The sequence below is a fragment of the Halomonas sp. NO4 genome, assembly GCF_010994375.1.
Classification (GTDB): Bacteria; Pseudomonadota; Gammaproteobacteria; order Pseudomonadales; family Halomonadaceae; genus Halomonas.
In genome coordinates this window covers 17,778-38,021 of the sequence record NZ_WHMA01000009.1, presented here as the reverse complement: position 1 = coordinate 38,021, position 20,244 = coordinate 17,778, and the positions used below count along the sequence as shown (strand labels likewise).

The 20,244-nt window shown below is 59.5% G+C and carries 20 protein-coding genes and 2 tRNA genes; 14 read left to right on the top strand and 8 right to left on the bottom strand.

Annotated elements, in window-relative coordinates; translation table 11 throughout:
* The first annotated feature begins 75 nt into the window (after nucleotides 1–75).
* The 7 genes from FEF15_RS08960 to FEF15_RS08930 all read left to right on the top strand — a co-directional run bounded on the left by FEF15_RS08960 (nucleotide 76) and on the right by FEF15_RS08930 (nucleotide 4,252).
* A tRNA-Glu gene (locus tag FEF15_RS08960) sits at nucleotides 76–151 on the top strand.
* 236 nt (nucleotides 152–387) lie between these two features.
* Entirely contained in the window at nucleotides 388–1,350 is a 963-nt protein-coding gene (locus tag FEF15_RS08955) for an ABC transporter ATP-binding protein (RefSeq protein ID WP_163558820.1), read from the top strand.
* The gene (locus FEF15_RS08950; protein WP_163558819.1) at nucleotides 1,347–2,120 is read left to right on the top strand and encodes an ABC transporter permease; all 774 of its coding nucleotides are present in this window, start codon (nucleotides 1,347–1,349) and stop codon (nucleotides 2,118–2,120) included. Before FEF15_RS08955 ends, FEF15_RS08950 begins: the two co-directional genes overlap by 4 nt.
* Entirely contained in the window at nucleotides 2,117–2,950 is an 834-nt protein-coding gene (queF, locus tag FEF15_RS08945) for an NADPH-dependent 7-cyano-7-deazaguanine reductase QueF (protein ID WP_163558818.1), read from the top strand. Before FEF15_RS08950 ends, queF begins: the two co-directional genes overlap by 4 nt.
* A 42-nt stretch (nucleotides 2,951–2,992) precedes the next feature.
* Nucleotides 2,993–3,553: a nitroreductase family protein gene (locus FEF15_RS08940; RefSeq protein ID WP_163558817.1), complete on the top strand. Its 561-nt coding sequence runs from the start codon at nucleotides 2,993–2,995 to the stop codon at nucleotides 3,551–3,553.
* A 3-nt stretch (nucleotides 3,554–3,556) separates the two neighbouring features.
* Nucleotides 3,557–4,060 carry a YiiD C-terminal domain-containing protein gene (locus tag FEF15_RS08935; RefSeq protein WP_163558816.1) on the top strand — a complete coding sequence of 168 codons (504 nt, stop codon included), beginning with the start codon at nucleotides 3,557–3,559 and terminating at the stop codon, nucleotides 4,058–4,060.
* Nucleotides 4,061–4,164: 104 nt separating this feature from the next.
* A tRNA-Ser gene (locus FEF15_RS08930) sits at nucleotides 4,165–4,252 on the top strand.
* A gap of 363 nt (nucleotides 4,253–4,615) precedes the next feature.
* Here FEF15_RS08930 and FEF15_RS08925 read toward each other — a convergent pair.
* Nucleotides 4,616–5,509, bottom strand: coding sequence for a hypothetical protein (locus FEF15_RS08925; protein ID WP_163558815.1), 894 nt, complete (start codon nucleotides 5,507–5,509; stop codon nucleotides 4,616–4,618).
* 492 nt (nucleotides 5,510–6,001) lie between these two features.
* On the opposite strand from FEF15_RS08925, the gene FEF15_RS08920 reads away from it, so the two are divergent.
* The 4 genes from FEF15_RS08920 to FEF15_RS08900 all read left to right on the top strand — a co-directional run bounded on the left by FEF15_RS08920 (nucleotide 6,002) and on the right by FEF15_RS08900 (nucleotide 11,491).
* Nucleotides 6,002–6,202, top strand: coding sequence for an AlpA family transcriptional regulator (locus FEF15_RS08920; protein WP_163558814.1), 201 nt, complete (start codon nucleotides 6,002–6,004; stop codon nucleotides 6,200–6,202).
* Between the two features lie 1,055 nt (nucleotides 6,203–7,257).
* Nucleotides 7,258–8,316, top strand: coding sequence for a DUF3800 domain-containing protein (locus tag FEF15_RS08910; RefSeq protein WP_240454121.1), 1,059 nt, complete (start codon nucleotides 7,258–7,260; stop codon nucleotides 8,314–8,316).
* 36 nt (nucleotides 8,317–8,352) lie between these two features.
* The gene (locus tag FEF15_RS08905) at nucleotides 8,353–10,086 is read left to right on the top strand and encodes an ATP-binding protein (RefSeq protein ID WP_163558812.1); all 1,734 of its coding nucleotides are present in this window, start codon (nucleotides 8,353–8,355) and stop codon (nucleotides 10,084–10,086) included.
* Nucleotides 10,073–11,491, top strand: coding sequence for a UvrD-helicase domain-containing protein (locus FEF15_RS08900; protein ID WP_163558811.1), 1,419 nt, complete (start codon nucleotides 10,073–10,075; stop codon nucleotides 11,489–11,491). The genes FEF15_RS08905 and FEF15_RS08900 overlap by 14 nt, the downstream gene beginning before the upstream one ends.
* A gap of 143 nt (nucleotides 11,492–11,634) precedes the next feature.
* Here FEF15_RS08900 and radC read toward each other — a convergent pair whose 3' ends face one another.
* From radC to FEF15_RS08870, 6 genes are all read right to left on the bottom strand, one after another.
* The gene (gene radC, locus FEF15_RS08895) at nucleotides 11,635–12,132 is read right to left on the bottom strand and encodes a DNA repair protein RadC (RefSeq protein ID WP_163558810.1); all 498 of its coding nucleotides are present in this window, start codon (nucleotides 12,130–12,132) and stop codon (nucleotides 11,635–11,637) included.
* A gap of 11 nt (nucleotides 12,133–12,143) precedes the next feature.
* A complete protein-coding gene (locus FEF15_RS08890) occupies nucleotides 12,144–12,755 on the bottom strand; it encodes a lambda exonuclease family protein (protein WP_163558809.1) in 612 nt (203 codons plus the stop codon).
* A 66-nt stretch (nucleotides 12,756–12,821) separates the two neighbouring features.
* On the bottom strand, nucleotides 12,822–13,577 hold the full coding sequence (locus FEF15_RS08885; protein ID WP_240454120.1) for an ERF family protein: 756 nt from the start codon (nucleotides 13,575–13,577) through the stop codon (nucleotides 12,822–12,824).
* A gap of 10 nt (nucleotides 13,578–13,587) precedes the next feature.
* Nucleotides 13,588–13,773 (bottom strand): hypothetical protein, encoded by a 186-nt coding sequence (locus FEF15_RS08880; RefSeq protein WP_163558808.1) that lies wholly within the window; start codon nucleotides 13,771–13,773, stop codon nucleotides 13,588–13,590.
* 116 nt (nucleotides 13,774–13,889) lie between these two features.
* Nucleotides 13,890–14,858 (bottom strand): DUF932 domain-containing protein, encoded by a 969-nt coding sequence (locus FEF15_RS08875; protein WP_163558807.1) that lies wholly within the window; start codon nucleotides 14,856–14,858, stop codon nucleotides 13,890–13,892.
* Nucleotides 14,859–14,966: 108 nt separating this feature from the next.
* Complete coding sequence (locus FEF15_RS08870; protein WP_163558806.1) at nucleotides 14,967–15,299, bottom strand: hypothetical protein; 333 nt, start codon at nucleotides 15,297–15,299, stop codon at nucleotides 14,967–14,969.
* A gap of 604 nt (nucleotides 15,300–15,903) precedes the next feature.
* Between FEF15_RS08870 and FEF15_RS08865 the strand changes: the two genes are divergently transcribed.
* Nucleotides 15,904–17,034, top strand: a complete 1,131-nt coding sequence (locus FEF15_RS08865) for an inovirus-type Gp2 protein (protein ID WP_163558805.1) — start codon at nucleotides 15,904–15,906, stop codon at nucleotides 17,032–17,034.
* A gap of 279 nt (nucleotides 17,035–17,313) precedes the next feature.
* Nucleotides 17,314–17,553, top strand: a complete 240-nt coding sequence (locus FEF15_RS08860) for a helix-turn-helix transcriptional regulator (RefSeq protein ID WP_205598506.1) — start codon at nucleotides 17,314–17,316, stop codon at nucleotides 17,551–17,553.
* Between the two features lie 348 nt (nucleotides 17,554–17,901).
* Here the strand turns inward: FEF15_RS08860 and FEF15_RS08855 are convergent, their stop codons facing one another.
* Entirely contained in the window at nucleotides 17,902–19,191 is a 1,290-nt protein-coding gene (locus FEF15_RS08855; protein ID WP_163558803.1) for a hypothetical protein, read from the bottom strand.
* Between the two features lie 207 nt (nucleotides 19,192–19,398).
* Here FEF15_RS08855 and FEF15_RS08850 point away from each other — a divergent pair, with 207 nt between their 5' ends.
* Entirely contained in the window at nucleotides 19,399–20,067 is a 669-nt protein-coding gene (locus FEF15_RS08850; protein WP_163558802.1) for an SH3 domain-containing protein, read from the top strand.
* Nucleotides 20,068–20,244: the final 177 nt, after the last annotated feature.

The window sequence follows — 20,244 nt, the reverse complement described above, 5'->3', positions numbered from 1 at the left end:
GGTAGAGCATCGCCTTGCCAAGGCGAGGGTCGCGAGTTCGAATCTCGTTTCCCGCTCCAATAGCACCTCCTTTCTGTCCCATTCGTCTAGTGGCCTAGGACACCGCCCTTTCACGGCGGGAACAGGGGTTCGAACCCCCTATGGGACGCCATCTTCTGCCAGCCGGCAGTGCAATACGCGAGACCCGCTCCCCGGATGATCATCGTCTGGCCGAGGCGAGGGCCGCGTATCGCGGTGTCTGCCCGCAGCGTCCATCGCTGCCGCCGCTCGACCGGCGTTTCTGTCGCCGGCTCTCTCATCCAGGGAGGCGGCGTCTTGATTTCTCGGCGCCTGCCCCGATATTTCTTCCCTCTTCCTTCGATTCATCCGCGACCAGAGGACGCTTTCATGGCCGAACCGGCGCTGTCGATCCGGGGCCTGACCAAGGTCTACGGCAACGGATTTCACGCCCTGAAAGGCATCGACCTGGATGTCGCCCAGGGCGATTTCTTTGCGCTGCTCGGCCCCAACGGCGCCGGCAAGTCCACGACCCTGGGGGTGGTGTGTTCGCTGGTGCAGAAGACGGCCGGCAAGGTCGAGATCTTCGGGATCGATACCGACCGTGATTTCGCCCGCGCCAAGTACCACCTGGGCGTGGTGCCCCAGGAGTTCAACTTCAACCAGTTCGAGAAGGTGATCGACATCGTGCTCGCCCAGGCGGGCTACTACGGCATGCCGCGGCGCGAGGCGCTGCCGCGAGCGCGCGAGCTGCTCACCGACCTGGGGCTGTGGGACAAGCGCAACGGCAGTGCGCGCATGCTCTCCGGTGGCATGAAGCGCCGCCTGATGATCGCTCGCGCCTTGATGCACCGGCCGCGGCTGTTGATCCTCGACGAGCCCACCGCGGGTGTGGATATCGAGCTGCGCCGCAGCATGTGGGAGTACATGCGGCGCATCAACCGCGAGGAGGGCACCACCATCATTCTCACCACCCACTACCTGGAGGAGGCCGAGAGCCTCTGCCGCCAGGTGGCGATCATCAATCATGGCGAGATCGTGCGGAACACCAGCGTGCGCGAGCTGCTTTCCGAGCTGAACACGGAGACGTTCCTGCTCGATCTGGCCCATCCCGTGGAGGAGACGCCGCACGTCGAGGGGTTCGAGGTGAGGCGCGTGGAGCCGGCGCAGCTGGCCGTGGTGGTGCACCGCGGCCAGCGCCTCAACGAGGTGTTCGCGGCCCTCGGCGAGCAGGGCGTGCAGGTGGTCTCCATGCGCAACCGCGCCAACCGCCTCGAGGAGATGTTCGTCTCCATGGTGGAACGGAGCAGCGCTACCGCGGCTGCCGAACCGGCGCAGGAGGCGCGCGCATGACCGCCACCCAGACCGCCATCGCCCTCTGGACCCTGGTGCTCAAGGAGATCAAGCGCTTCACGCGCATCTGGCCGCAGACGCTGCTGCCGCCCTCGATCACCATGACCATGTACTTCATCATCTTCGGCAGCCTGATCGGCTCGCGCATCGGCGAGATGGATGGCTTCACCTACATGGACTTCATCGTTCCCGGGCTGATCATGATGGCGGTGATCACCAACAGCTACTCCAACGTGGCCTCCAGCTTCTTCTCCAACAAGTTCCAGCGCTCGGTCGAGGAGATGATGGTCTCGCCCATGCCCAACTGGGTGATCCTCACCGGCTTCGTGCTGGGGGGCATGGCCCGCGGCCTGGGGGTGGGGGTGATCGTCACCCTGGTGTCGCTGTTCTTTACTCGTCTGAGCGTCGCCCATCCGCTGCTGACCGTCGGGGTGGTGGTGCTCACCGCAGCGCTCTTCTCCATCGGTGGCTTCATCAACGCGCTGCTCGCCAACAAGTTCGACGATGTCTCCATCGTGCCGACCTTCGTGCTCACGCCGCTGACCTACCTCGGCGGGGTTTTCTACTCGATCACGCTGCTGCCCCCGTTCTGGCAGGGCGTGTCGTTGCTCAACCCCATCCTCTACATGGTCAACGTCTTCCGCCACGGCTTTCTGGGGGTGTCCGACATCCCGGTGGCCTGGGCGCTGGCCGCCATTCTCGCCTTCATCGCGGGGCTTTTCGCGCTGGCGCTCTGGATGCTCGAGCGCGGCAAGGGAATTCGCTCATGAGTCATCGTCCCGACACCCTGGCCCATGCTCCCCTGGGGCGGGAATCCGCCTACCCCGAACGCTACGACGCGAGGCTGCTCTATCCCATTCCGCGTGCCGCGAACCGCGCTCCGCTGGGCATTGCGGCGGGCGCGCTGCCCTTCGTCGGCGAGGACGAGTGGCACGCCTTCGAGGTCAGCTGGCTCAACACCCGTGGCAAGCCGGTCGTCGCCGTGGCGCGCTTCCGCCTGCCGGCCGACTCGCCCCACCTGATCGAGTCCAAGTCGTGGAAGCTCTACCTCAACGGCTTCAACCAGACTCGCTTCGCCAGCCGTGAGCGGGTGATCGAAGTGCTCGAACGCGACCTGGCCGCCGCGGCCGGCGCGCCGGTCTCGGTGGCGCTGTTCGGCGTCGACGACGCGGCGCTCATGCCGCGGCAACTGCCGGGCGAGTGCCTGGACGAGCTGGACATCGCGGTAAGCGACTACACCCCCAGCGCCGACCACCTGAAGGTGGGCCAGGCGGTTGTCGAGGAGACGCTCCACTCGCACCTGCTCAAGTCCAACTGCCCGGTTACCGGCCAGCCCGACTGGGGCAGCGTGCTGATCCGCTATCGCGGCCCGCAGCTCGACCGCGAGGGGCTCTTGCGCTACCTCATCGGCTACCGCCAGCATCAGGATTTCCACGAGCACTGCGTGGAGCATATCTTCATGGACCTGATGGCCCGTGCCCGGCCGGAGCGGCTGCTGGTGCTGGCGCGCTACGTGCGTCGCGGCGGGCTCGACATCAGTCCCTGGCGCGCCACGCCCGGCGAGCGCCCGCCCGAGCCGCTGCGTCTGGCGCGTCAGTAGCACCTTGGGTAGAGTGCCGACAGACCCGAACAGGAGAGCAACATGGATGCCATGACCTTGCTGCACGAGCGCAGCTCCATGGGCAAGCTGATGGGACCGCCGCCCAGTCCCGAGCAGCTCGAGGCGATCTACCGCGCGGCGCTACGTGCGCCGGACCACGGCGAGCTGCGGCCCTGGCGCTTCATCGAGTTCTCGGGGGAAGGCCTCGAGCGCCTGGGTGAACTCTTCGCCGAGGCCGAGTACCGCGAAGATCCCCATGCCGAGGACAGCGTGCTGGATGCGGCGCGCAAGAAGCCGCTGCGCGCCCCGATGATCATCGCCGTGATCGCCAAGGTCACTCCCGACGTGGCCAAGGTGCCCAGGATCGAGCAGGTGATTTCCGCCGGCTGTGCCGCCCACGGCATCGTGCTCGCCGCCCATGCCCAGGGGCTGGGCGCCATGTGGCGCAGCGGCAAGTACGCCTTCGACCCTGCCGTGCGCAAGGGGCTGGGACTCGGCGAGGAGGACGAGATCGTCGCCTTCGTCTACCTCGGCCAGCTCGGCGGGCGGCACAAGCCCATCGCCGAGCACCGGATCTCCGACTTCGTCGAGCACTGGAGCTGAGCGATGCGCGAGATCGGCGTTCCCCATCCGCGACTGCCGCTGCCCGCTGCCGGGCACTCCGACGACCCGGCGGCCTTCCTGGGCTGGCTGACCGAGGCGATTCCCCTGGTCGAGCACCTCGGCATCCTTGCCATGCACCGGGAGGGGGACACTCTCGTCTGGGACCTGGCGCTTGCGCCCAGTCTCAACGACAAGGGCACCGGGTTCGGCGGGGCGCTCACCGCCCAGACGACGCTGCTTGGCTGGTGCTGGACCACGCTGTGGCTACGTGAACGAGGCTACGCCCGCGACGTGGTGGTGGCGGAAGCCAGCCAGCGCTTTCTCGCCCCGGTGAAGAACGACTACCGCCTGACCTGCACGCCGGAAAGCGAGAGTGGCCCCGCGCACCTGGAAAGGCAGCTCGCGACTCGTGGCAAGGGGCGCATCGCCCTCGTGCAGCGCCTGTGGTGCAACGACACCCTCTGCCTGGAAGCCCGCGGCGACTACGCCGTGCTGCCCGCCGCTTGACGCGGGCAGCGCCAAAAACGGCTTGCAATCGCGCACTTAAGCCGATAGCATGTGCGCCGTTCTGACGCATAAGGCGCTGCCGCCAGGCGTGGGAACCACAATGCGGAGGGGTGTCCGAGTGGTCGAAGGAGCACGCCTGGAAAGTGTGTAAGTCGAAAGGCTTCGAGGGTTCGAATCCCTCCCCCTCCGCCACAAATTGTAGGTAAGCCGCTGAAATCAGCGGCTTTTTCTTTTTCTGAGCATCACCGGTCCCCCACTCAGTCCCCCAGTCGTTTTCGTAATGGGGGACCACGTCATTCAGTCCCCTTGAGCCATTCTTCGCCATCTGTGGCAGCTGGCCAGAGGGAGATGCCGGCATTTCCTTAGGCAACGGCATTGGTGCTCTGTTACGCCTCGCCTGATCCCTGGCCTGAGAGATCAAATTCGTCTTCTATGCCCTGCAGAGCCTGAGCAACAGCACGCATCCAAGACATGTAAAACTAGATCGAGATCATCAAGGGTGGCGCCGTGAGGCCGCTACTTGGAGCACCCCTTCCGGAAGGCCGCGCAATATATTCAAATATGACTGTCATATTCTCTGTCGATCAGCCACTCAAGTGTCTTGTTTATATTTTGCCCGCGCTGCTTGGCTAGCCAGTCAAGTTTCTGCTTGGAATCCTCATTGATAAATGTGTTTAAAGGCTTTTTTCCTGCTTGTCTCTCGCGATATTTTTTCTGATCACCTGCCTTCTTCATGTTCATCAGGAAAATTCTTTTTGTGTCCCTGTGGACATCAGCTAAGTCCATGGAGGCAACGGCTGAAAGATATTTTTCTTTGTTGTTAATCGGGCTGTAATGGATCATGTTGGCACCGTTTTTTTGCAAATATTCCCACGCCCAATCGCATTGCTGGTCATTTGAAGGATCGATAAATCTCAATGGATGGGGGGCGTTTGAAATTGACGCCCATATTGTTTTCATATTTCCAATAATTTCTTTCTTTTCGTCTAAGTTTCTTGATAGTGTGTCGAAAAAATGAACTATTGAGTCGAGCCGTTCTTTTGTGTTGGTGGGAAATATTGTTAAGCTGCTCTGGAACTCTGTTGTGGGAGGATACAATTTTCTCCCATCAGGTGTAATGGATGGTTCGTTGAGATGATTTATCATCAGCCATCCCCAAGCCCAGCAACATGCACGCTCATCATTCTCTATCCACTCGAAGTATTCATCTGGCAGCAAGCTAAAATTTCTTCTGGAGTTAAGCCAATTAATTTTTTCAATTCTGTCTATGCCTGTGTGCCTGGTCAGAAAGTTTAACACTTCCTGCCTGCACGCCTCAGGGCTTGCGGTATTCGCGCCAAATATCTGGCTGCTGGAAACAAGAAGATTTGCATAAAAAATAAAGTCCCTACGGGATGTGCCTTCTAGGCCTTTAAGTGCCTCATGTTTTGTTCCTTTATAAATAGCCATTCGTTAATCCCCTTTTTGCTTTATGTAAGATGAAAATTCTTCTTGGAAAAATAAAATGGAACTACGTAGTTTTATTGTAGTTTTTCCGTACAAATATCGTACAATTCTCAGTGGGATTTTAAGGTTTTTTTGTAAAATTTGCAAAATTTTCTCATGAAATCTAACCCATGCAATTAATTTAAAACAATGAGTTATGGTGTTTTGTCGAGCCTGTATGGCTGTTTTTTCTAGTTTATCCTGATGAATGCAAGGGGTGCGGCGGATGCGAACGTCAGGTTTATTCGGTAGGCGAAGAGAGCGCGCGAATGTTTAGTTGAGCCGGCGGAATCTTAAATGCCTCATTTGGAAGATCTGCTTCTGGCTTATCAGCCATGCAGCTGGACTATACGGTTGAGCCATCAATGGCTGCCAGCGCCACCTCGGTGGACGGGAACTCTTAGTAATTTCTCACATGCATGGCCTATCTCATGGGATCAAATCGGAGACTTTCTCATGAGGCTTATCAAGCTTGCAAAGGTCATGGATAACACAGGGCTTTCTCGTTCAACTATCTACAAGTACATGTCCGATGGTAGCTTTCCAAAGCCAGTCTCCCTGGGAGTTAGGAATGTTGCCTGGGTCGAGAGCGAGGTGGAAGACTGGATTCTTGAAAAGGTAAGAGAAAGAGATGAAGAGAGCCAGGCTGCATTTTGATGAGTAGGTGACTTAGAATACCTCTGCCATTATTTTCATCTGTATCACTCTCTTGAAATCAAAAAAACATCCTGCTCTAGGCTACTGTGACGCTAATGGGCGATATATGTCGCATGCTCACCCCCACCAGCCGAGCGCTTCCTTGAGCCACTGGCTGATATACGGTCGGCTCCGATGGGCTCGGGGCACCGTTGGGGTGCTATGTGAACAAATTATTTCAGTGGTTTTTTGTTATCTGCCCCATAAGCTTTCTTCTTCAGCTAGGCTAGCAGTAACTGGGTAGTACTGAATTCGCTATCATCTCAAGGATAGGAAGTGCTGGTTTGGCAGCTCATCCAACAATGGCTTGCTCGCATGACGATGATTTTGATTTCACCGCCGAAGCTCAAGCCGCGCTGAACACTTCAAGTGGGTAAGTCGGCATCGATCATGAGCAAGCTGCTGATAGCAAATGACATCAAGATTTGAGGACGTTGGCATGTGTGGCTGCTTTGCTATGTATAGCCCCGTACCCAAAAATGGCGCAGTCCCTGCGCCTGACTCCGAGTTGATGTCTCGTTACAACGTGGCCCCGGGCACTTGGATCACAGCGGTGCGTCGTCAGGAAGATGATGGTGCCCTGATTCTCGACTCTGTGTGGTGGGGCTATCACCCCCACTGGGCTGGAGAGGGCGCTCCTGAGCCTATCAATGCCCGGGTCGAGAAGGTTGCTACCTCTAAATATTTCCGCGGCGGCTTCGCCCACCACCGCTGCCTGGTACCTGCCAGCGACTGGTACGAGTGGTTGCCTGTCGATGGTAAGAAGCAGCCTTACTACCTGACACGGCAGGATCATGAACCGCTGTGGCTCACTAGCATCTGGTCAGAGCGCCGGACGGCAGGCCGGGGTGTGCCATCCTTACCGAGCCGGCGAGAGGCGCTGCCAAGGCGAGCTATGACCGTATGCCTCTTGCGCTGGATGCTGAGCGCCTGCGGAGGAATATTGCTAATGTAGTAATTTAATAAATGAGCCTATGATTTTTGCCCACTCAAAAAATCTGCAACTTGGAAAGGCGATGATGGAGTGTTTCTACATTGATGAGAGCGGCTACACAGGGTTCGACCTACTGAATCCGGAGCAGCGCTTCCAAGGTGCTGCTGCGGTGGCCATCAGCGATGACGAAGCGGCACGGCTGATCCGAGAGCATTTCCCCAAGCTGCAGGCGCCCGAACTCAAGTACCACGCGCTGGCACGCCGACCGGGCTACCGGCAGCCGCTGATCGACTTGCAGCGCGCCGTGCTCTCCCAACACAAGTGCGTGACCTACGTCTGCGACAAGCGTTTCCTGCTGCTCCTCATGTTCCTAGACTACGCTGTCGAGCCGTTCTACTACGAGCTCGGTCAGGACTTCTACAAGGACGGGCAGAACTACGCCCTGGCTTCGCTGCTGTACACCGTCGGCCCCACTTTGCTCGGCAAGGCGGCATTCGATGATCTGCTTGCGACCTTCCAGCGGGCGGTGAAGGAAAAGACCCCGCAGGCCCTGGAGGCGTTGGTAAAGGCGGCCAGGAAACTCAACTGGCGCGAAATGCCCGAAGCGCTGGGGCCGCTCGCGCTTGGGACGCCTGAGTGCCTGTCCGCGATCGCCACGCCGGGGGTCTCGACCGATGCGGCGATGGTGGTGCTCCAGTCCCTGATCACCCGGATGGAGGTGATGGCAGCAGGTCCTTACCTGGTCATGCACGATCAGTCGAAGAACCTGCTCAGGTATCACGAGCTACTGCAGCGCTACATCGACCATCAGGATGAAGTCGAATTCAGGCAGACGCAGATCGCGAGCATCCGCTTCCCGCTCAAGCTATCTTTTGTGACCCAGGTCGATTCGAAGACCAGTCCAGCTGTGCAGATCGCCGACGTCATGATTGGCGCCGCCATCGAGGCCGCCAACGGACTGACCGGCCTGCGCCCGCCACTATTGGACCCGCAGGCCGTGCTATCTCTGTACGCCGATGAGCAGTTCATCCACTTGGTGCCATCGATCAACTTCGATGAACAGAAGCAATTCCGTGAAGGTGCGCAGGCGGCGGAAATGATCGACTACTTCGCCAAGCACTTCGGCACCAAACCCACGTGAAGCTGTCACGGACGCATACCAGCAGGGAGGAACTACATGGCACGAATCAGGAAAATCGAGATCGCCAACTTCCGCGGCATCCAGCGACTAGCCTGGTGTCCGGCACCGGGCATCAACTGCCTGATCGGTCCGGGTGACAGCGGTAAGTCTTCAGTGCTGGATGCAATCGACCTGTGCCTTGGGGCCAGGCGCAATGTCCAGTTCTCGGATGCGGACTTCTTCGGCCTGGACATCACGTCCCCGATCAGTATCACCCTAACGCTCGGTGGCCTTGACGATGCCATGAGGACACTGGAGAGCTACGGCGCCTTCCTGCGTGCCTTCGACGCCACCACCGGCGCCGTCGAAGACGAACCATCGGTCGACGCGGAGGTCGTGCTTTGCCTGAACCTGACCGTCGCGAGTGACCTGGAGCCCTCTTGGACCTTGGTCTCCGAACGCGCGGCCCAGCAAGGCATCGTCAAGACGCTCGCGTGGAAGGATCGCGTCGCCCTGGCTCCCACACGTATCGGCGCGTTCGCAAACTTCAACCTGGGATGGCAGCGTGGCTCCGTTCTGAACCGCGTCTCGGAGGAGCGAGCCGACGCATCAGCCGCTCTTGTCAAGGCAGCCAGGGATGCACGTAGCGCCTTCGGAGACCAGGCCGAGCAACAGTTGGGAGAAGCGCTGGGGATCGTCACCGACACCGCCCAGGAACTGGGCGTCAACATCGGCGCTAAGGCCAAAGCGCTCCTGGATTCGCATTCGGTGTCGTTCGGTGGCGGCACCATCTCCCTGCACAACGAAAGTGGCATCCCGCTTCGCGGTCTGGGTGTCGGCTCCACGCGCCTGCTCGTCGCCGGCCTGCAGCGCCAGGCGGCTGGCAAAGCGTCGATTGTGCTCTCGGATGAGTTGGAGTACGGGCTGGAGCCGCACCGCATTGCCCGTTTCCTGGGCTCCCTCGGTGCGAAGGAGGACGCTGCTCCGCTGCAGGTGTTCCTCACCACTCACTCCCCCGTGGCGCTGAGAGAACTGTCGGGCGGTCAGCTCTTCGTGCTGCGCCATAGTCCTCAAGGCCACGAGGCCTGCCTGGTTGGGGCCGGCAATGGCATCCAAAGCACGATCCGCCTTTACCCTGAGGCCTTCCTGGCAGGGTCTGTGGTCGTGTGCGAGGGTGCCAGTGAAATCGGTCTGCTGCGCGGCTTGGACCTGTTCAGTCTCGACCAAGGAGGCGTATCGCTGGCGGCGTTGGGGGTCGCTCTCATCGACTGCGGTGGCGGGGATCCTGATCGACCGTATGCCCGCGCTGCGGCCTTCCAGACCCTAGGCTATCGGGTCATGGTGCTGCGCGACGACGACAAGAAACCCACGCCGGCCATCGAGCAGGCATTTGTCGAGAGCGGCGGTGCCATCGTCGCCTATCGAGCGGGCCGTGCGCTGGAGGACGAGCTATTCGGCAGCCTCACGCCAGATGCGTGCAAGAAATTGATCACCTATGCCAATGAGCTGCATGGCGACCTGATTATTGAACACCTGCGTACAGCCTCGAACAACACGCTCACCTTCCAGCAGGTCTGGGACGAGATCCAGAACACCGGTGCCCTGGCGGCGGAGCGCAGGGCTATCCTTGGGCAGGCGGCGCGCATCCGAAAGGCTGGCTGGTTTAAGTCTATTTCCTGGATGGAGGACGTGGCGAGGACCATCGTCGCGCCAGACCTGCCTCATTGTAATCCGGGCTTCCGTGCGCTGATGGACCAAGTATTCGGGTGGGCCGCAAATGGGCCCCGTTGAAATCGATCTTCGTGCGATCAATCGCGGTACCGTCACCGCACCGGCCGGCTGCGGCAAGACGCAGTTGATCGCCCACGCGCTTGCCGGCCATCGGGGCAGCAAGCCCATCCTTGTGCTGACACACACGAACGCCGGGGTTGCGGCCCTGCGCGGCCGGTTGGATCGCGCCGGGGTGCCAACCAGCGCCTATCGGTTGAGCACCATCGATGGCTGGGCCATCCGGCTTATCTCGGTCTTCCCCGGCCGCAGTGCCCACAATCCAGAAATTCTACAGTTAGCCGCGCCTGCACGCGACTACCCGGCAATCCGTGACGCCGCCTGGAGGCTGCTGCAAGCCGGGCATATCAGCGAGGTGCTGAAAGCCTCGTATGCGCACCTCATCGTTGATGAGTATCAGGACTGTTCGGTGCCTCAGCACCACATCGTCTACTTCCTCTCGCTGATCCTCCCGACCTGCGTGCTGGGCGACCCGATGCAGGCGATCTTCGGGTTCCGTGGCAATACGCTGGTCGATTGGAACCAACAGGTGTGCGCACATTTCCCTGTCGTCGGGGAACTGACAACTCCCTGGCGATGGCGCAACGCCGGTGCGGAAGCACTTGGGCAATGGTTGCTGGAGGCCCGCGGGGTGTTGGCTGCGGGGCAGTCGGTGGATCTGCGCAGTGGGCCACCGAAGCACGTAACCTGGATGCAGGCCTTACCGCCCAACGATCACGCCCAGCGCCTAGCCGCGGCGAGGGCAGTGCCGCCTACCGCTGATGCGCGCGTGCTCATCATTGCCGACAGCCGCAACCGGGCAGCTCAACAGAACTTTGCGAGCCAGATACCAGGAGCTTCGACGGTCGAGGCAGTCGACCTACGAGACCTCATTGCCTTCGCCAACGGGTTCGATGAGAGATCATTTGATGCGCTGGGACAACTGCTGGCACTGGCGCAGAGCGTCATGACCAATCTGGGCGTGCCGGAATTTACGCGGCGTCTGGGATCTCTGCAACGAGGAACCGCGAGAAATCCCCCAAGCGTGGCGGAGAGCTGTGCTCTGGCTTTCGCTCAATCGCCATCGCTTTCCGGTGCTGCCGAGTTGTTGTCGGCACTGCGTGCGCAGCCGAACGTTCGCGTGTACCGGCCGGCCATCCTCTACGGTGTTCTCAAGGCGCTCCGGGACGCCTCGTCGGGAACAGTCTCATTGGCGGAAGCGGCCAGGCGCGTGCGGGAAGAGAATCGGCTGCTGGGACGCCCGCTTCCCAAACGTGCTGTTGGAAGTACGTTGCTGCTCAAAGGGTTGGAAGCCGAGGTGGTGGTGCTAATGAATACAGAGGGGATGAGCGCACAGCACCTATATGTGGCCATGACAAGAGGCTCAATGAAGCTCGTTGTGTGTAGCGCGAATCCGACCGTTGGCTAGCCAAACTCCGAGACGGAATTGGTCAGTAGGCGCTTTCGACGGCTGCTCTTGGCCGATAGCTGCCAGTTATCAAAAAAAGAATGATCAGAAGAAAGACGGTACTGCCCCGAAGGGCAGCACCGGATACAGATCGCGCTTGAGCGTCACAGATACCCTCGCTCCGCAAACGACTCACATCCCTCTCTCCCCACCACGATGTGATCGATGACGCGGATCTCCATCAGTCCCAGCGCTTCCTGCAGGCGCTGGGTGATGCGCCGGTCGGCGTCGCTGGGCGCGGGATCGCCAGAGGGGTGGTTGTGGACCAGGATCACGGCGGCAGCGTTGTGTGCCAGCGCCTGCTTGACCACCTCACGGGGGTAGACGCTGGCCGAGTCGATGGTGCCGCGAAACAGCTCCTCGAAGCAGATTACGCGATGCTGACTGTCGAGGAACACGGCGCTGAATACCTCATGCTCGTAGTCCTGAAGCAGTACTTGCAAGTACTCGAAGGCCAGGGCCGGCTGGGTGATCTTGCGTCCCCTGGCCAGCCGCCTCTTAGCGAGCCGCTTGGCGAACTGCAGCAACTCGCTTTCGGTTACCGCCTCGGTGACGCGGTAGGTGCCGGCGACTTTGCCGGCCACCAGTTTACCGTCGGTCATGGTTGTACTCCTCAGGCTGCCATCACTTGCGCCATGCGGCGCTCCATTTCCTCGTAGAACGCCTCGACCCGCTCGGCGATCGTGCGGATCATCGCTTCGTCCCGGTAGGCTCGCTTGACGAACAACGGCATGCCGGGCCAGTAGCTGACGAAGTCGATCCACTCCCGTTCGCTGACCCACAGGCCGCCCTGACACTGAGCGATGTGCTCTTGGGGCAGCGCTCCCTCGAGCAGCAACTCGATCTGGTACTTGGGCAGTTTGGTCTTGATCTCCACCAGGCCGTTGCTATCCACCAGGCAGTCGGGCGAGTAGCCCACCCCGTGGTTGAGGATGATGCCGACCTGCTCCAGGCGGGGCAGGCCGGTGGCTTCGTGGTAAAGCTCTCGGGCCACAGGCTCCAGTTCGTGGCCGCGCTGGGTGTGGGCGTTGCCCTGGAAGGCATCAGAGGGCTCACCGGTGATGCGCTCACCAATCAGCTGATGCATGTAGCTCAGTGCTCCAGCACCGAAACCACCTGGCCCCTTGCCCTTGACCAGCAGGGTCTTCAACTCGGACATGGTGATGATGCCGAGACGCGCGGCATGCCACTCGGGTGTGCCCTGTTCCAGTGTCAAGATCTGCATGACGATCTCCTTGGCGAAATGGCGAAATGGCAACATAGGCAGCGAGGGAAGCCCCTCGCCGTCCGGTCAGTGATGTTGGCGGTTGGTCAGTGCTCGCTTTTGAAGAGAGGCCCGCAGCTTGTCGAAATCACTGCGTGGCACCTGCTCGGCCTCGCCGTACTTGCCGACGAACCATTCCTGGGTGGCAGACGGACAGGCGGCGATCAGCTGCTTGAGCTGCCCCGCCTGGAAGGGCGTGACGAGCTTCACCGGAGCGGCGGCATGGCCGTCGTCGTCCTGGCCGCGCGTGGTAATATTGAGCAAGGCACACAGCACGTAGCGCTTGCCGTAGCTGGTGGAGGAGCCGAATGCCTGGACGGCGTTCTTGCTGCCGCTGGTATCGGCCGGCAGCAGCATGCTGGTCTCCTCGCGGTGGCCGTCCTTGTGCATCAGCACCCCGGTGACCTGGATGCCGCGCTCCTGGGTGTGGATGCGGAAGCTCACCGCGAAGCCGTGCTTCTTCATGATCGGCCTGACGGTGTCGACGATATCCTCCAGGGTGGCGTAGCAGCCGTTATTGGTCCTGCCGCGCTCGGCAATGCTTGGCAGTTCCGTCTGCATGGCCGCCATGGCGGCGCTGTAGGCCATCAGCGCCTGGCGGTCGAGGACGCGCTCCTGCATCTGCAGCAAGCGCTCCATCTTGTCGATATCGACCTCGGGATTGAGGGCGGCCCGCTCGATCACCTGAATGATCACGGTGCTTTCCTGCAGTGGCTGGGCAGTCGGCTCGGTTGAGAGCTGACCGTTGGCCTTGCCTTGCTGGGGATGAATAGTCGTTGCCATGGGGATCTCCTCACAGGTAGCGATTGATGACGTCATGGAGCTGGTCGGCAGGCACCGGCTCCAACGACACGACCACGCGATAGACCTGGCCCTTGGCCAGCACGTGGGTCTGGGCTTCACGTTCGCCGGCCCCCAGCAACTGGCGGGTCAGCTGGGTCAGGGCCCGGCAGATCTCGAGCGTCATGACTGATGGCATGGATACCTCCAGAAACAGAAACGCCCGGCCGTGGTGGGCCGGGCGCTATGCCGTGATGGGGTTGGGGGGGAAGTGGATGTGTAGGATGCCGTCGGCGTCGCAGCTCTCGATACCGATCAGGCCACCAGCGCCATAGCGGACTCCAGGGCCTTGTCCTTGAGGCTGGCTCCCTGGCCGAACCAGGCGGAGTCCATGCGGTAGTCGTTGCTGCGGGCACGCTTCTCGTGGTCCACGTACTCGGTGATGGCGTTGACCAAGCCCCAGGCGGTGCCCTGAGCGGTACATAGCTGGGCGCCCCGTCCTTCACCATGGAAGAGCTTCTGGACGCGGTTGAGTGCCCGGTAGTTGGGCAGTTTGGAGGGATCGTCCAGCGGTTCCTCGGCGTTGCAGATCACCGCCTGGAAGTAAGTCTTCACTTCCTCCTGACTCACCTTGCGCTCGGTCAGGGTCTTCATGCGGTACATGAAGTCGTCCCACTGCGAGACCGAGATGCCCAGCTGCTGCTTGACCCGCTGGGGATTGAATTCGGTGCTGTGCGGCACCTTCACGCCCTGCGCCATACCGTCCACGGCGATGGTCAGGGTGTTGTTGCAGACCACCCGTACCGAAGTCGGCGTGGCCACCGTCGCCAGTGAGCCGTCACAGGACGTGGCCAACAGTAAGTAAGCATTCACCTGGTCCTGTCCTTTCAGGGCCGTGCCCAGGCCGCTGCGGGCCAGCGCCCAGAACTTGCGCCCACCCTTTAGCACGCCAGCCGTCTCCAGCTCGTAGCCGGCGTACTCGGTCAGATCCCGGTAGAACTCCAGCACTTCCTCCGGCTGGACTACCTTGTACCGCTGCGAGACCACCGACAGCGGTGCCCGGGTGTCGGAGCGATAGAGCACCTTCTGCTCCGGGAATGAATGGATGCTGCCAAGGTGCCCGGCCCCATCGGTGATGAAGCGTACCGGGGACTCCTCGATGTGCCAGTCCATGCCGGCCTGTTGCCGCCAGACCTCCGACGGTTGATGACGCGATAGCTGCTGCCCCAGGCCGTGCCAGGGGGTATCGCCAACGTAAGCCATCTGTTCGATTTGATGTGCCATGGGTCTATCTCCTTGATTCATTTCGATCGCGGCATAGCGGCCCGCCACCCAAGGGCAGCGGGCCATGCTCGCGAGAATTGAGCGAAATACAGCGGTGTGTATGGAGGATCAGTCGCCTAGGGGACGGAAAGCGTGACCGCAATCGCGGCACTGATGATTGTCGAGAACTTTGTCGTCAAGCTGGGCGCCGAGACGCGCACCGGTGACGCCACCAGCAGCACAGCCGATCAGGCCTCCCAGCACGGCGCCGGTGATACTACCGATGCTGATGCCGACCGGACCGGCCATCGCCCCCACGATGGCACCGGTCTTGGCACCGCTAAGCGCTCCTGCCGATCCCGACGCGGTACCGGCAGCGGCCCCGGTGACACCGCAGATTTTGCGGCCATGGTGTCGAGTGATGATGTGGATAGAGCCACAGCTTGGGCAGCTTGTGGGCATGGCATGACCTCCATGATGACGGTTGAGAAAATCAGTCGTCTGGGACTTCATGGAGGTAGTACAGGGCTGAGATTTTTTTCAATCGTATCGGAGTGGGGCACGCGCATACTGCCTGCGCCAGCCTGCTTCTACGACACTAACTTTTTCAGCTGCTTACACGATAATGGCCGGTGCTAGTCGGGGCATAGGAGACCGAATATCCGGTATGCTCTGCCTTGGTCCCCGTTGGGCATTTGGGATTCTTTGTTATTGGAGGTGATAAGGGTCTCAGTAGAGAGCAATGGATAGCAGCAGCCATAAGAGAGTAGATGGCTCACGTAGTAGAGCCTAATAGGCAGTATAAGAGAGACGCGATAGGTGGGGAGGGGATCCCCCAAAAGGATCGAGCGGACCTCACCGATCATCAGCGATTGCCCTCATCAAGATAGCGAACGCGCCGTCTATTCATGGCGCCTAGTTGGGTAATGCCCTATCGATGCGTAACGGTGGGCAAACCGCTGGATGACGGTCCGCCTTGTTCGCCAACGCAGTGACGTAATTTCGTACATGACGGGGGGATGGTACGAGCAAGACGCTCCGACGCCATTTCTCAAGAGGATTTCTCATGTACGACTACGACGATACCCTGTCAGAAAGCGACTTGCTGGCTTTGATGGACAGCATGGATGGGGGTCACCTCGCCACGAATGCCTTGGGGCAGGACATCGCCATGCCGTCCGATCACGTCTGGTTGATGGACTTGATCGAGGCTGATCGGCGGTTGAAAGCCATGGCTCAGGCCTCACATCGGCTCGATAGTGAACGCCTGATCCAGCCCGATGCGTTCGGCAGCGAGGTGGTGACACTGGCCTCGAACCCGCTGTTGGAGACCCTGACCACTGTCTATACCGTGCTGGTGACGCTGTTTCACGAGACGGAGATTGGCCAACACTACCGACCAAGCCCTTATGCGACCCGGTTCCTGTGGGCCTTTGCCAGCTGTGCCTACCTGCATGAAGCCGGCTTTCATCGCCCGCCGACCATGAGCCGTGAGGGGGCGGAACAGACCGTGATGGAACTCAACCAGCGGCTGGGGGCGTGGTATCAGAGCCTGAAGCAGTCAGACTTTGCCTACGAGTGCGGGCGCAATCGGCGTAACAGCCAGAAGAACTACCAGCGGCTGCGCTACCTGATCGATGCCTTGATCGCCTGCTACGCTTCCTTGCAGGTGGTTCGCGTGGATCTCAGCTATGGCGAACTCGACAGCCCCTGGATCACCTACGACACCGCTCGCCACCATCGCGAGCAGCTATGCCGCCTGTTTCACACCCACGGCCTGTTCGACCACCTGGTAGGCTACGCCTGGAAACTGGAGTGGCAGCCCAAAAAGGGCTTTCACTACCACTGGCTATTCTTCTTCGACGGGCATCAGGTCCGCGAAGGCATCTCGTTGGCCCAGCAGATCGGTGAGCTGTGGGCGCAGTCAATCACCGGTGGTCAAGGGATCTACCGTAACTTCAATCGCAACGCCGAGAACGTCTATCGCTACAATGCTCTGGGCAAGGTCCACTACCACGACACCGTCAAGATGCAAGGTCTGGACTTCCTTGCCCATTACCTTACCAAGGGGGATGAGTACGCAGCCATGGTCGTGCAAGGCCGCACCTTCCAGACCAGTCATGCGCCCGAGGTACCCGAAGGGCCGCGTCCCGGTCGTCCGCGTCAGTATCCGTGCACTGCGTTCGGCGCCCGATAGATCTTGTCGTCAGAAACCCCGTCTATGGTATGGAACCTTCCGGCGTCCACGTAAAAAACCCGCTTAATCCGCCTGCCGGCGACAAATGCCGGAATCATTCATCATGCGATACGACGGCCTGCTCCCAGGAGGGCAGGCCGTTTTCGTTGATCTATCAGGAGAGCTGAGATGTTCCCTTTTCCCTTTGAACGAGACACATCGCAGCCAGCACCAGAATCGCCCTCTGAGGCGTTGGCATCCAAACCCGCCCCCTTGCCTTGGGAAAGCATACCGACGCCGTTGGACGAGGCGGACAAGCGTCTAGCGGCCATGGAGCAGGACGAGCCCAAGCGTCGATTGATCCGTGATGCCAAAGCCCTGTGCAAGCAGCGCCGGATTACCCAGGCGCAGATGGCCGAGGAGATCGGTGTGCCGCGCCGTACCCTGGAGGAGTGGCTGCAGTTCCGGCGGTTGCCCAAGGCCCCCGGGACAACGCTGATTCGGCGGTGGGTGGAGACATATTACAGCGAGGACTTTTGAGTCAGTGTGACCAGTGCCTCGTTAACGTGAATATCATTCGTGAGTGGTAAAAAATTCGGATAGTAAAATCCCACATCGACTCCCCTCCCAGGAGTTAGTCACTAGGGCGATCATCTCAGTACCAGTAGCGCAGTGAGCTCACTCTGCTGCTGGTTCACCCATCACAGGAGATGATCACCATGGCAAAAGGTAAGACTCCCATGACCCAGGCAGCTGCCTCACGCATCACGAGCAGCACCGCGAAATCAAATGGAGGCAGGGTGGAAAAGGGTAGCTTCGCCTCACGAGCTGAGAGCGCGGCTGCTCGCAATACTGGTGGCAATCGCGGTAAGAAGTAGCCTGCCAGTGCTATGGCCCAGGCTCACCGCTGGTGTCCTGGGCCTTGGCGTGTGCCCAGTATTGCGGGTATCGCGAGAACCTCTCCACAAGCCATTCAAGATCCAGATTCTCGGCAAGGGCTGGGTGTTCCTGAACTAGCTGATTCAGCAGAGTTCTCTCTTGTTCGATCCACTTGGTCCAGGCGGTGGCGACACGGGTCATGATAAACGGCAGGAAGGCGCTATAGGCCTCTCCGGTCAGGGATTCCAGGAACTTGGTGAGATGGTCAGCTTCGGGGACTGTACTGCCTCTCCACTCCTTCAATTTACTGCGGCGGGTCTCATCGGCGGCGTACTGGATATCCTGCAGGTCTGCCTTCCCTTTGACTCGTGTCCGCACATCCAAGGGGCGAGGCAAGTGCATTGCCATGGCGCGGTACGACATCGGCTGCTCTCCCGTTGACGAGAAGGCATCAAGCCAGAATTCGTAAAGTCGATTCGTCGGAGTGATGAGTTTTCCCTCTTCAAGCAGGGGCATCAGTTGCCCCATACCACCTTGATTGACCAGAGCATCGTCTAGGCGGGGTGACAGCTTGAGCGACTCCCTGAGTTGCAGTATGTCAGCCATGAAACTGGCAAGTAGCTGATGGTAGAAATCCACTCGTAGGCTGAATATACATTTGAGAACTTCAGCTATTAGATCTATCGTTCTTGTCTGACCAGGCCGGCTGGCGTCGATCATGGCAGCGCTATACACTCGGATTTCCTGCGGACTGAGCAGCGTATATTGCTGGAATACCTCGCAAATGGCGGCATGCATTTTTGCAAGTTTTTCTTCAGGTAAAGCCTCTATTTTTCGGGCATTATGGCATGCCAGAATAAGTATCTTTTCAGCTTTGGCGCGCTTTCCAAGAAATGTAAAAGTCCGCGGAAGCTCGAGTCGTTGCATTGGCTGACTCAGGTTGCTTACCTCGAGAAGCCCTTGGCTGAACATCAGCCACTTGGTTCCGTTGGTATCTCTAACTACGGGCTCTGTCGGAGTAATGCGATTGAGAAGTTCTGTGACATTTTTTTGTTCTACCACCTTATGGAGGTTGCTCTCGATTCTCTCGGCAATGCGAGGAGATACTCCATCCTGGCAGGCTTTCCTTAGCGTCTTTCGGTCGACCCGTGCCAGATCTAGGTCATTATCCTCTTGCATGCGATGGAGGAGTGTGTGCATGCCGGTGCATTTGTCGTCGATCCAGCCGATAAGCTCCCATACCGGCGGCATGAATGGGAATAGGGTGTCGGGTGTATCGATGATGACTTTCTCTGCCATTGAGTGACCTGCCAAGTCAGTGTGCTTCCCGCACAGGTTGATGCCTCTCTAATCTACCCCACTTCCAGGCAACAGTGGCAGGGAGTTAAGTATAATTTACCTGCACTGGCGGAGCTGCCATGAACCGATGCGGAAGGACTGGTTGATGGCGCCACGCTGCGGTTGGTGGGGGTACCATCCAAGTGGGGTTCATAAGGGAGCTGATGGATGATAATGAGAAGAATTATATTTTTGGTGTTGTTATGGCTGATGCCGGTGGTTACAGCGATGGCAATGCCGATCGGGATGACAACTGCACAGTCATTGAATGTCAGATCAGCGCCATCGGGTGAGGTGGTGGACTCTCTGCCAATGGGCTCGGTCGCTGGCGTGCTGAATATGCAGGGTGACTGGCTAAAGGTCATGTATTTCGAGGGAGGGGATACCGGCCGTCCTCGTGAAGGCTGGATTCATAGCCAGCACTTCCGCGTGACCTCCGCGACCGGGGGTGGAGGTTCGAGCTGCGAAACAGAATATCGCTCCGGGGCAGAGGTCTGCCTGAATATCATCAATACCAACCTGGATTGTCGTGAAGACTTTTCCAGCGACACCTACCGGAGCTGCGATGTCACCGCTGAATACGAGCTGACCACAGACTACCGCGGGCAGTCGTCGCTGGGCGTGGATGTTTCCTGTGATGCCGAGATTACCCACCACGCCGTCAACGGCATGCGGCGGAGTAGTTCAGAGTCAGACTGGTTCAGCCATTCGCTGTACTCTCACGGCTTAGACTGGCATGCAATGAATTTTTACTTCAGATTCAATACTTTTGATGAGATGTATCGAGTTCAGCTTGATTCGGTTACGTGTCGAATCGAGAGTGTCGACCTGTGGTAGGGCAATGAGTGTGCATGTCCACGCCATTCATGGTAAGACGGCCTCGGTTCGGCCCTCATTCCCCTTACCCATCTTTGTCAGCTAGCGTAACATGGCATGCTAATACCCATAATTGAGCTGGCCTAGGGCCTAAGCCTCTTCGGGCTTGCCTTCACGTCGGCCTTGAACCGCGCCGCT

What these genes read in the sequence shown, in the direction of transcription:
- radC (WP_163558810.1), bottom strand. Translation starts at nt 12,132, where the DNA reads ATGACCGACGGTAAACTGGTGGCCGGCAAAGTCGCCGGCACCTACCGC.
- FEF15_RS08875 (WP_163558807.1), bottom strand. Translation starts at nt 14,858, where the DNA reads ATGGCACATCAAATCGAACAGATGGCTTACGTTGGCGATACCCCCTGG.
- FEF15_RS08885 (WP_240454120.1), bottom strand. Translation starts at nt 13,577, where the DNA reads ATGGCAACGACTATTCATCCCCAGCAAGGCAAGGCCAACGGTCAGCTC.
- FEF15_RS08955 (WP_163558820.1), top strand. Translation starts at nt 388, where the DNA reads ATGGCCGAACCGGCGCTGTCGATCCGGGGCCTGACCAAGGTCTACGGC.
- FEF15_RS08935 (WP_163558816.1), top strand. Translation starts at nt 3,557, where the DNA reads ATGCGCGAGATCGGCGTTCCCCATCCGCGACTGCCGCTGCCCGCTGCC.
- FEF15_RS08925 (WP_163558815.1), bottom strand. Translation starts at nt 5,509, where the DNA reads ATGGCTATTTATAAAGGAACAAAACATGAGGCACTTAAAGGCCTAGAA.
- FEF15_RS08905 (WP_163558812.1), top strand. Translation starts at nt 8,353, where the DNA reads ATGGCACGAATCAGGAAAATCGAGATCGCCAACTTCCGCGGCATCCAG.
- FEF15_RS08890 (WP_163558809.1), bottom strand. Translation starts at nt 12,755, where the DNA reads ATGCAGATCTTGACACTGGAACAGGGCACACCCGAGTGGCATGCCGCG.
- queF (WP_163558818.1), top strand. Translation starts at nt 2,117, where the DNA reads ATGAGTCATCGTCCCGACACCCTGGCCCATGCTCCCCTGGGGCGGGAA.
- FEF15_RS08940 (WP_163558817.1), top strand. Translation starts at nt 2,993, where the DNA reads ATGGATGCCATGACCTTGCTGCACGAGCGCAGCTCCATGGGCAAGCTG.
- FEF15_RS08920 (WP_163558814.1), top strand. Translation starts at nt 6,002, where the DNA reads ATGAGGCTTATCAAGCTTGCAAAGGTCATGGATAACACAGGGCTTTCT.
- FEF15_RS08950 (WP_163558819.1), top strand. Translation starts at nt 1,347, where the DNA reads ATGACCGCCACCCAGACCGCCATCGCCCTCTGGACCCTGGTGCTCAAG.
- FEF15_RS08910 (WP_240454121.1), top strand. Translation starts at nt 7,258, where the DNA reads ATGATGGAGTGTTTCTACATTGATGAGAGCGGCTACACAGGGTTCGAC.
- FEF15_RS08880 (WP_163558808.1), bottom strand. Translation starts at nt 13,773, where the DNA reads ATGCCATCAGTCATGACGCTCGAGATCTGCCGGGCCCTGACCCAGCTG.
- FEF15_RS08865 (WP_163558805.1), top strand. Translation starts at nt 15,904, where the DNA reads ATGTACGACTACGACGATACCCTGTCAGAAAGCGACTTGCTGGCTTTG.
- FEF15_RS08900 (WP_163558811.1), top strand. Translation starts at nt 10,073, where the DNA reads ATGGGCCCCGTTGAAATCGATCTTCGTGCGATCAATCGCGGTACCGTC.
- FEF15_RS08850 (WP_163558802.1), top strand. Translation starts at nt 19,399, where the DNA reads ATGATAATGAGAAGAATTATATTTTTGGTGTTGTTATGGCTGATGCCG.
- FEF15_RS08855 (WP_163558803.1), bottom strand. Translation starts at nt 19,191, where the DNA reads ATGGCAGAGAAAGTCATCATCGATACACCCGACACCCTATTCCCATTC.
- FEF15_RS08870 (WP_163558806.1), bottom strand. Translation starts at nt 15,299, where the DNA reads ATGCCCACAAGCTGCCCAAGCTGTGGCTCTATCCACATCATCACTCGA.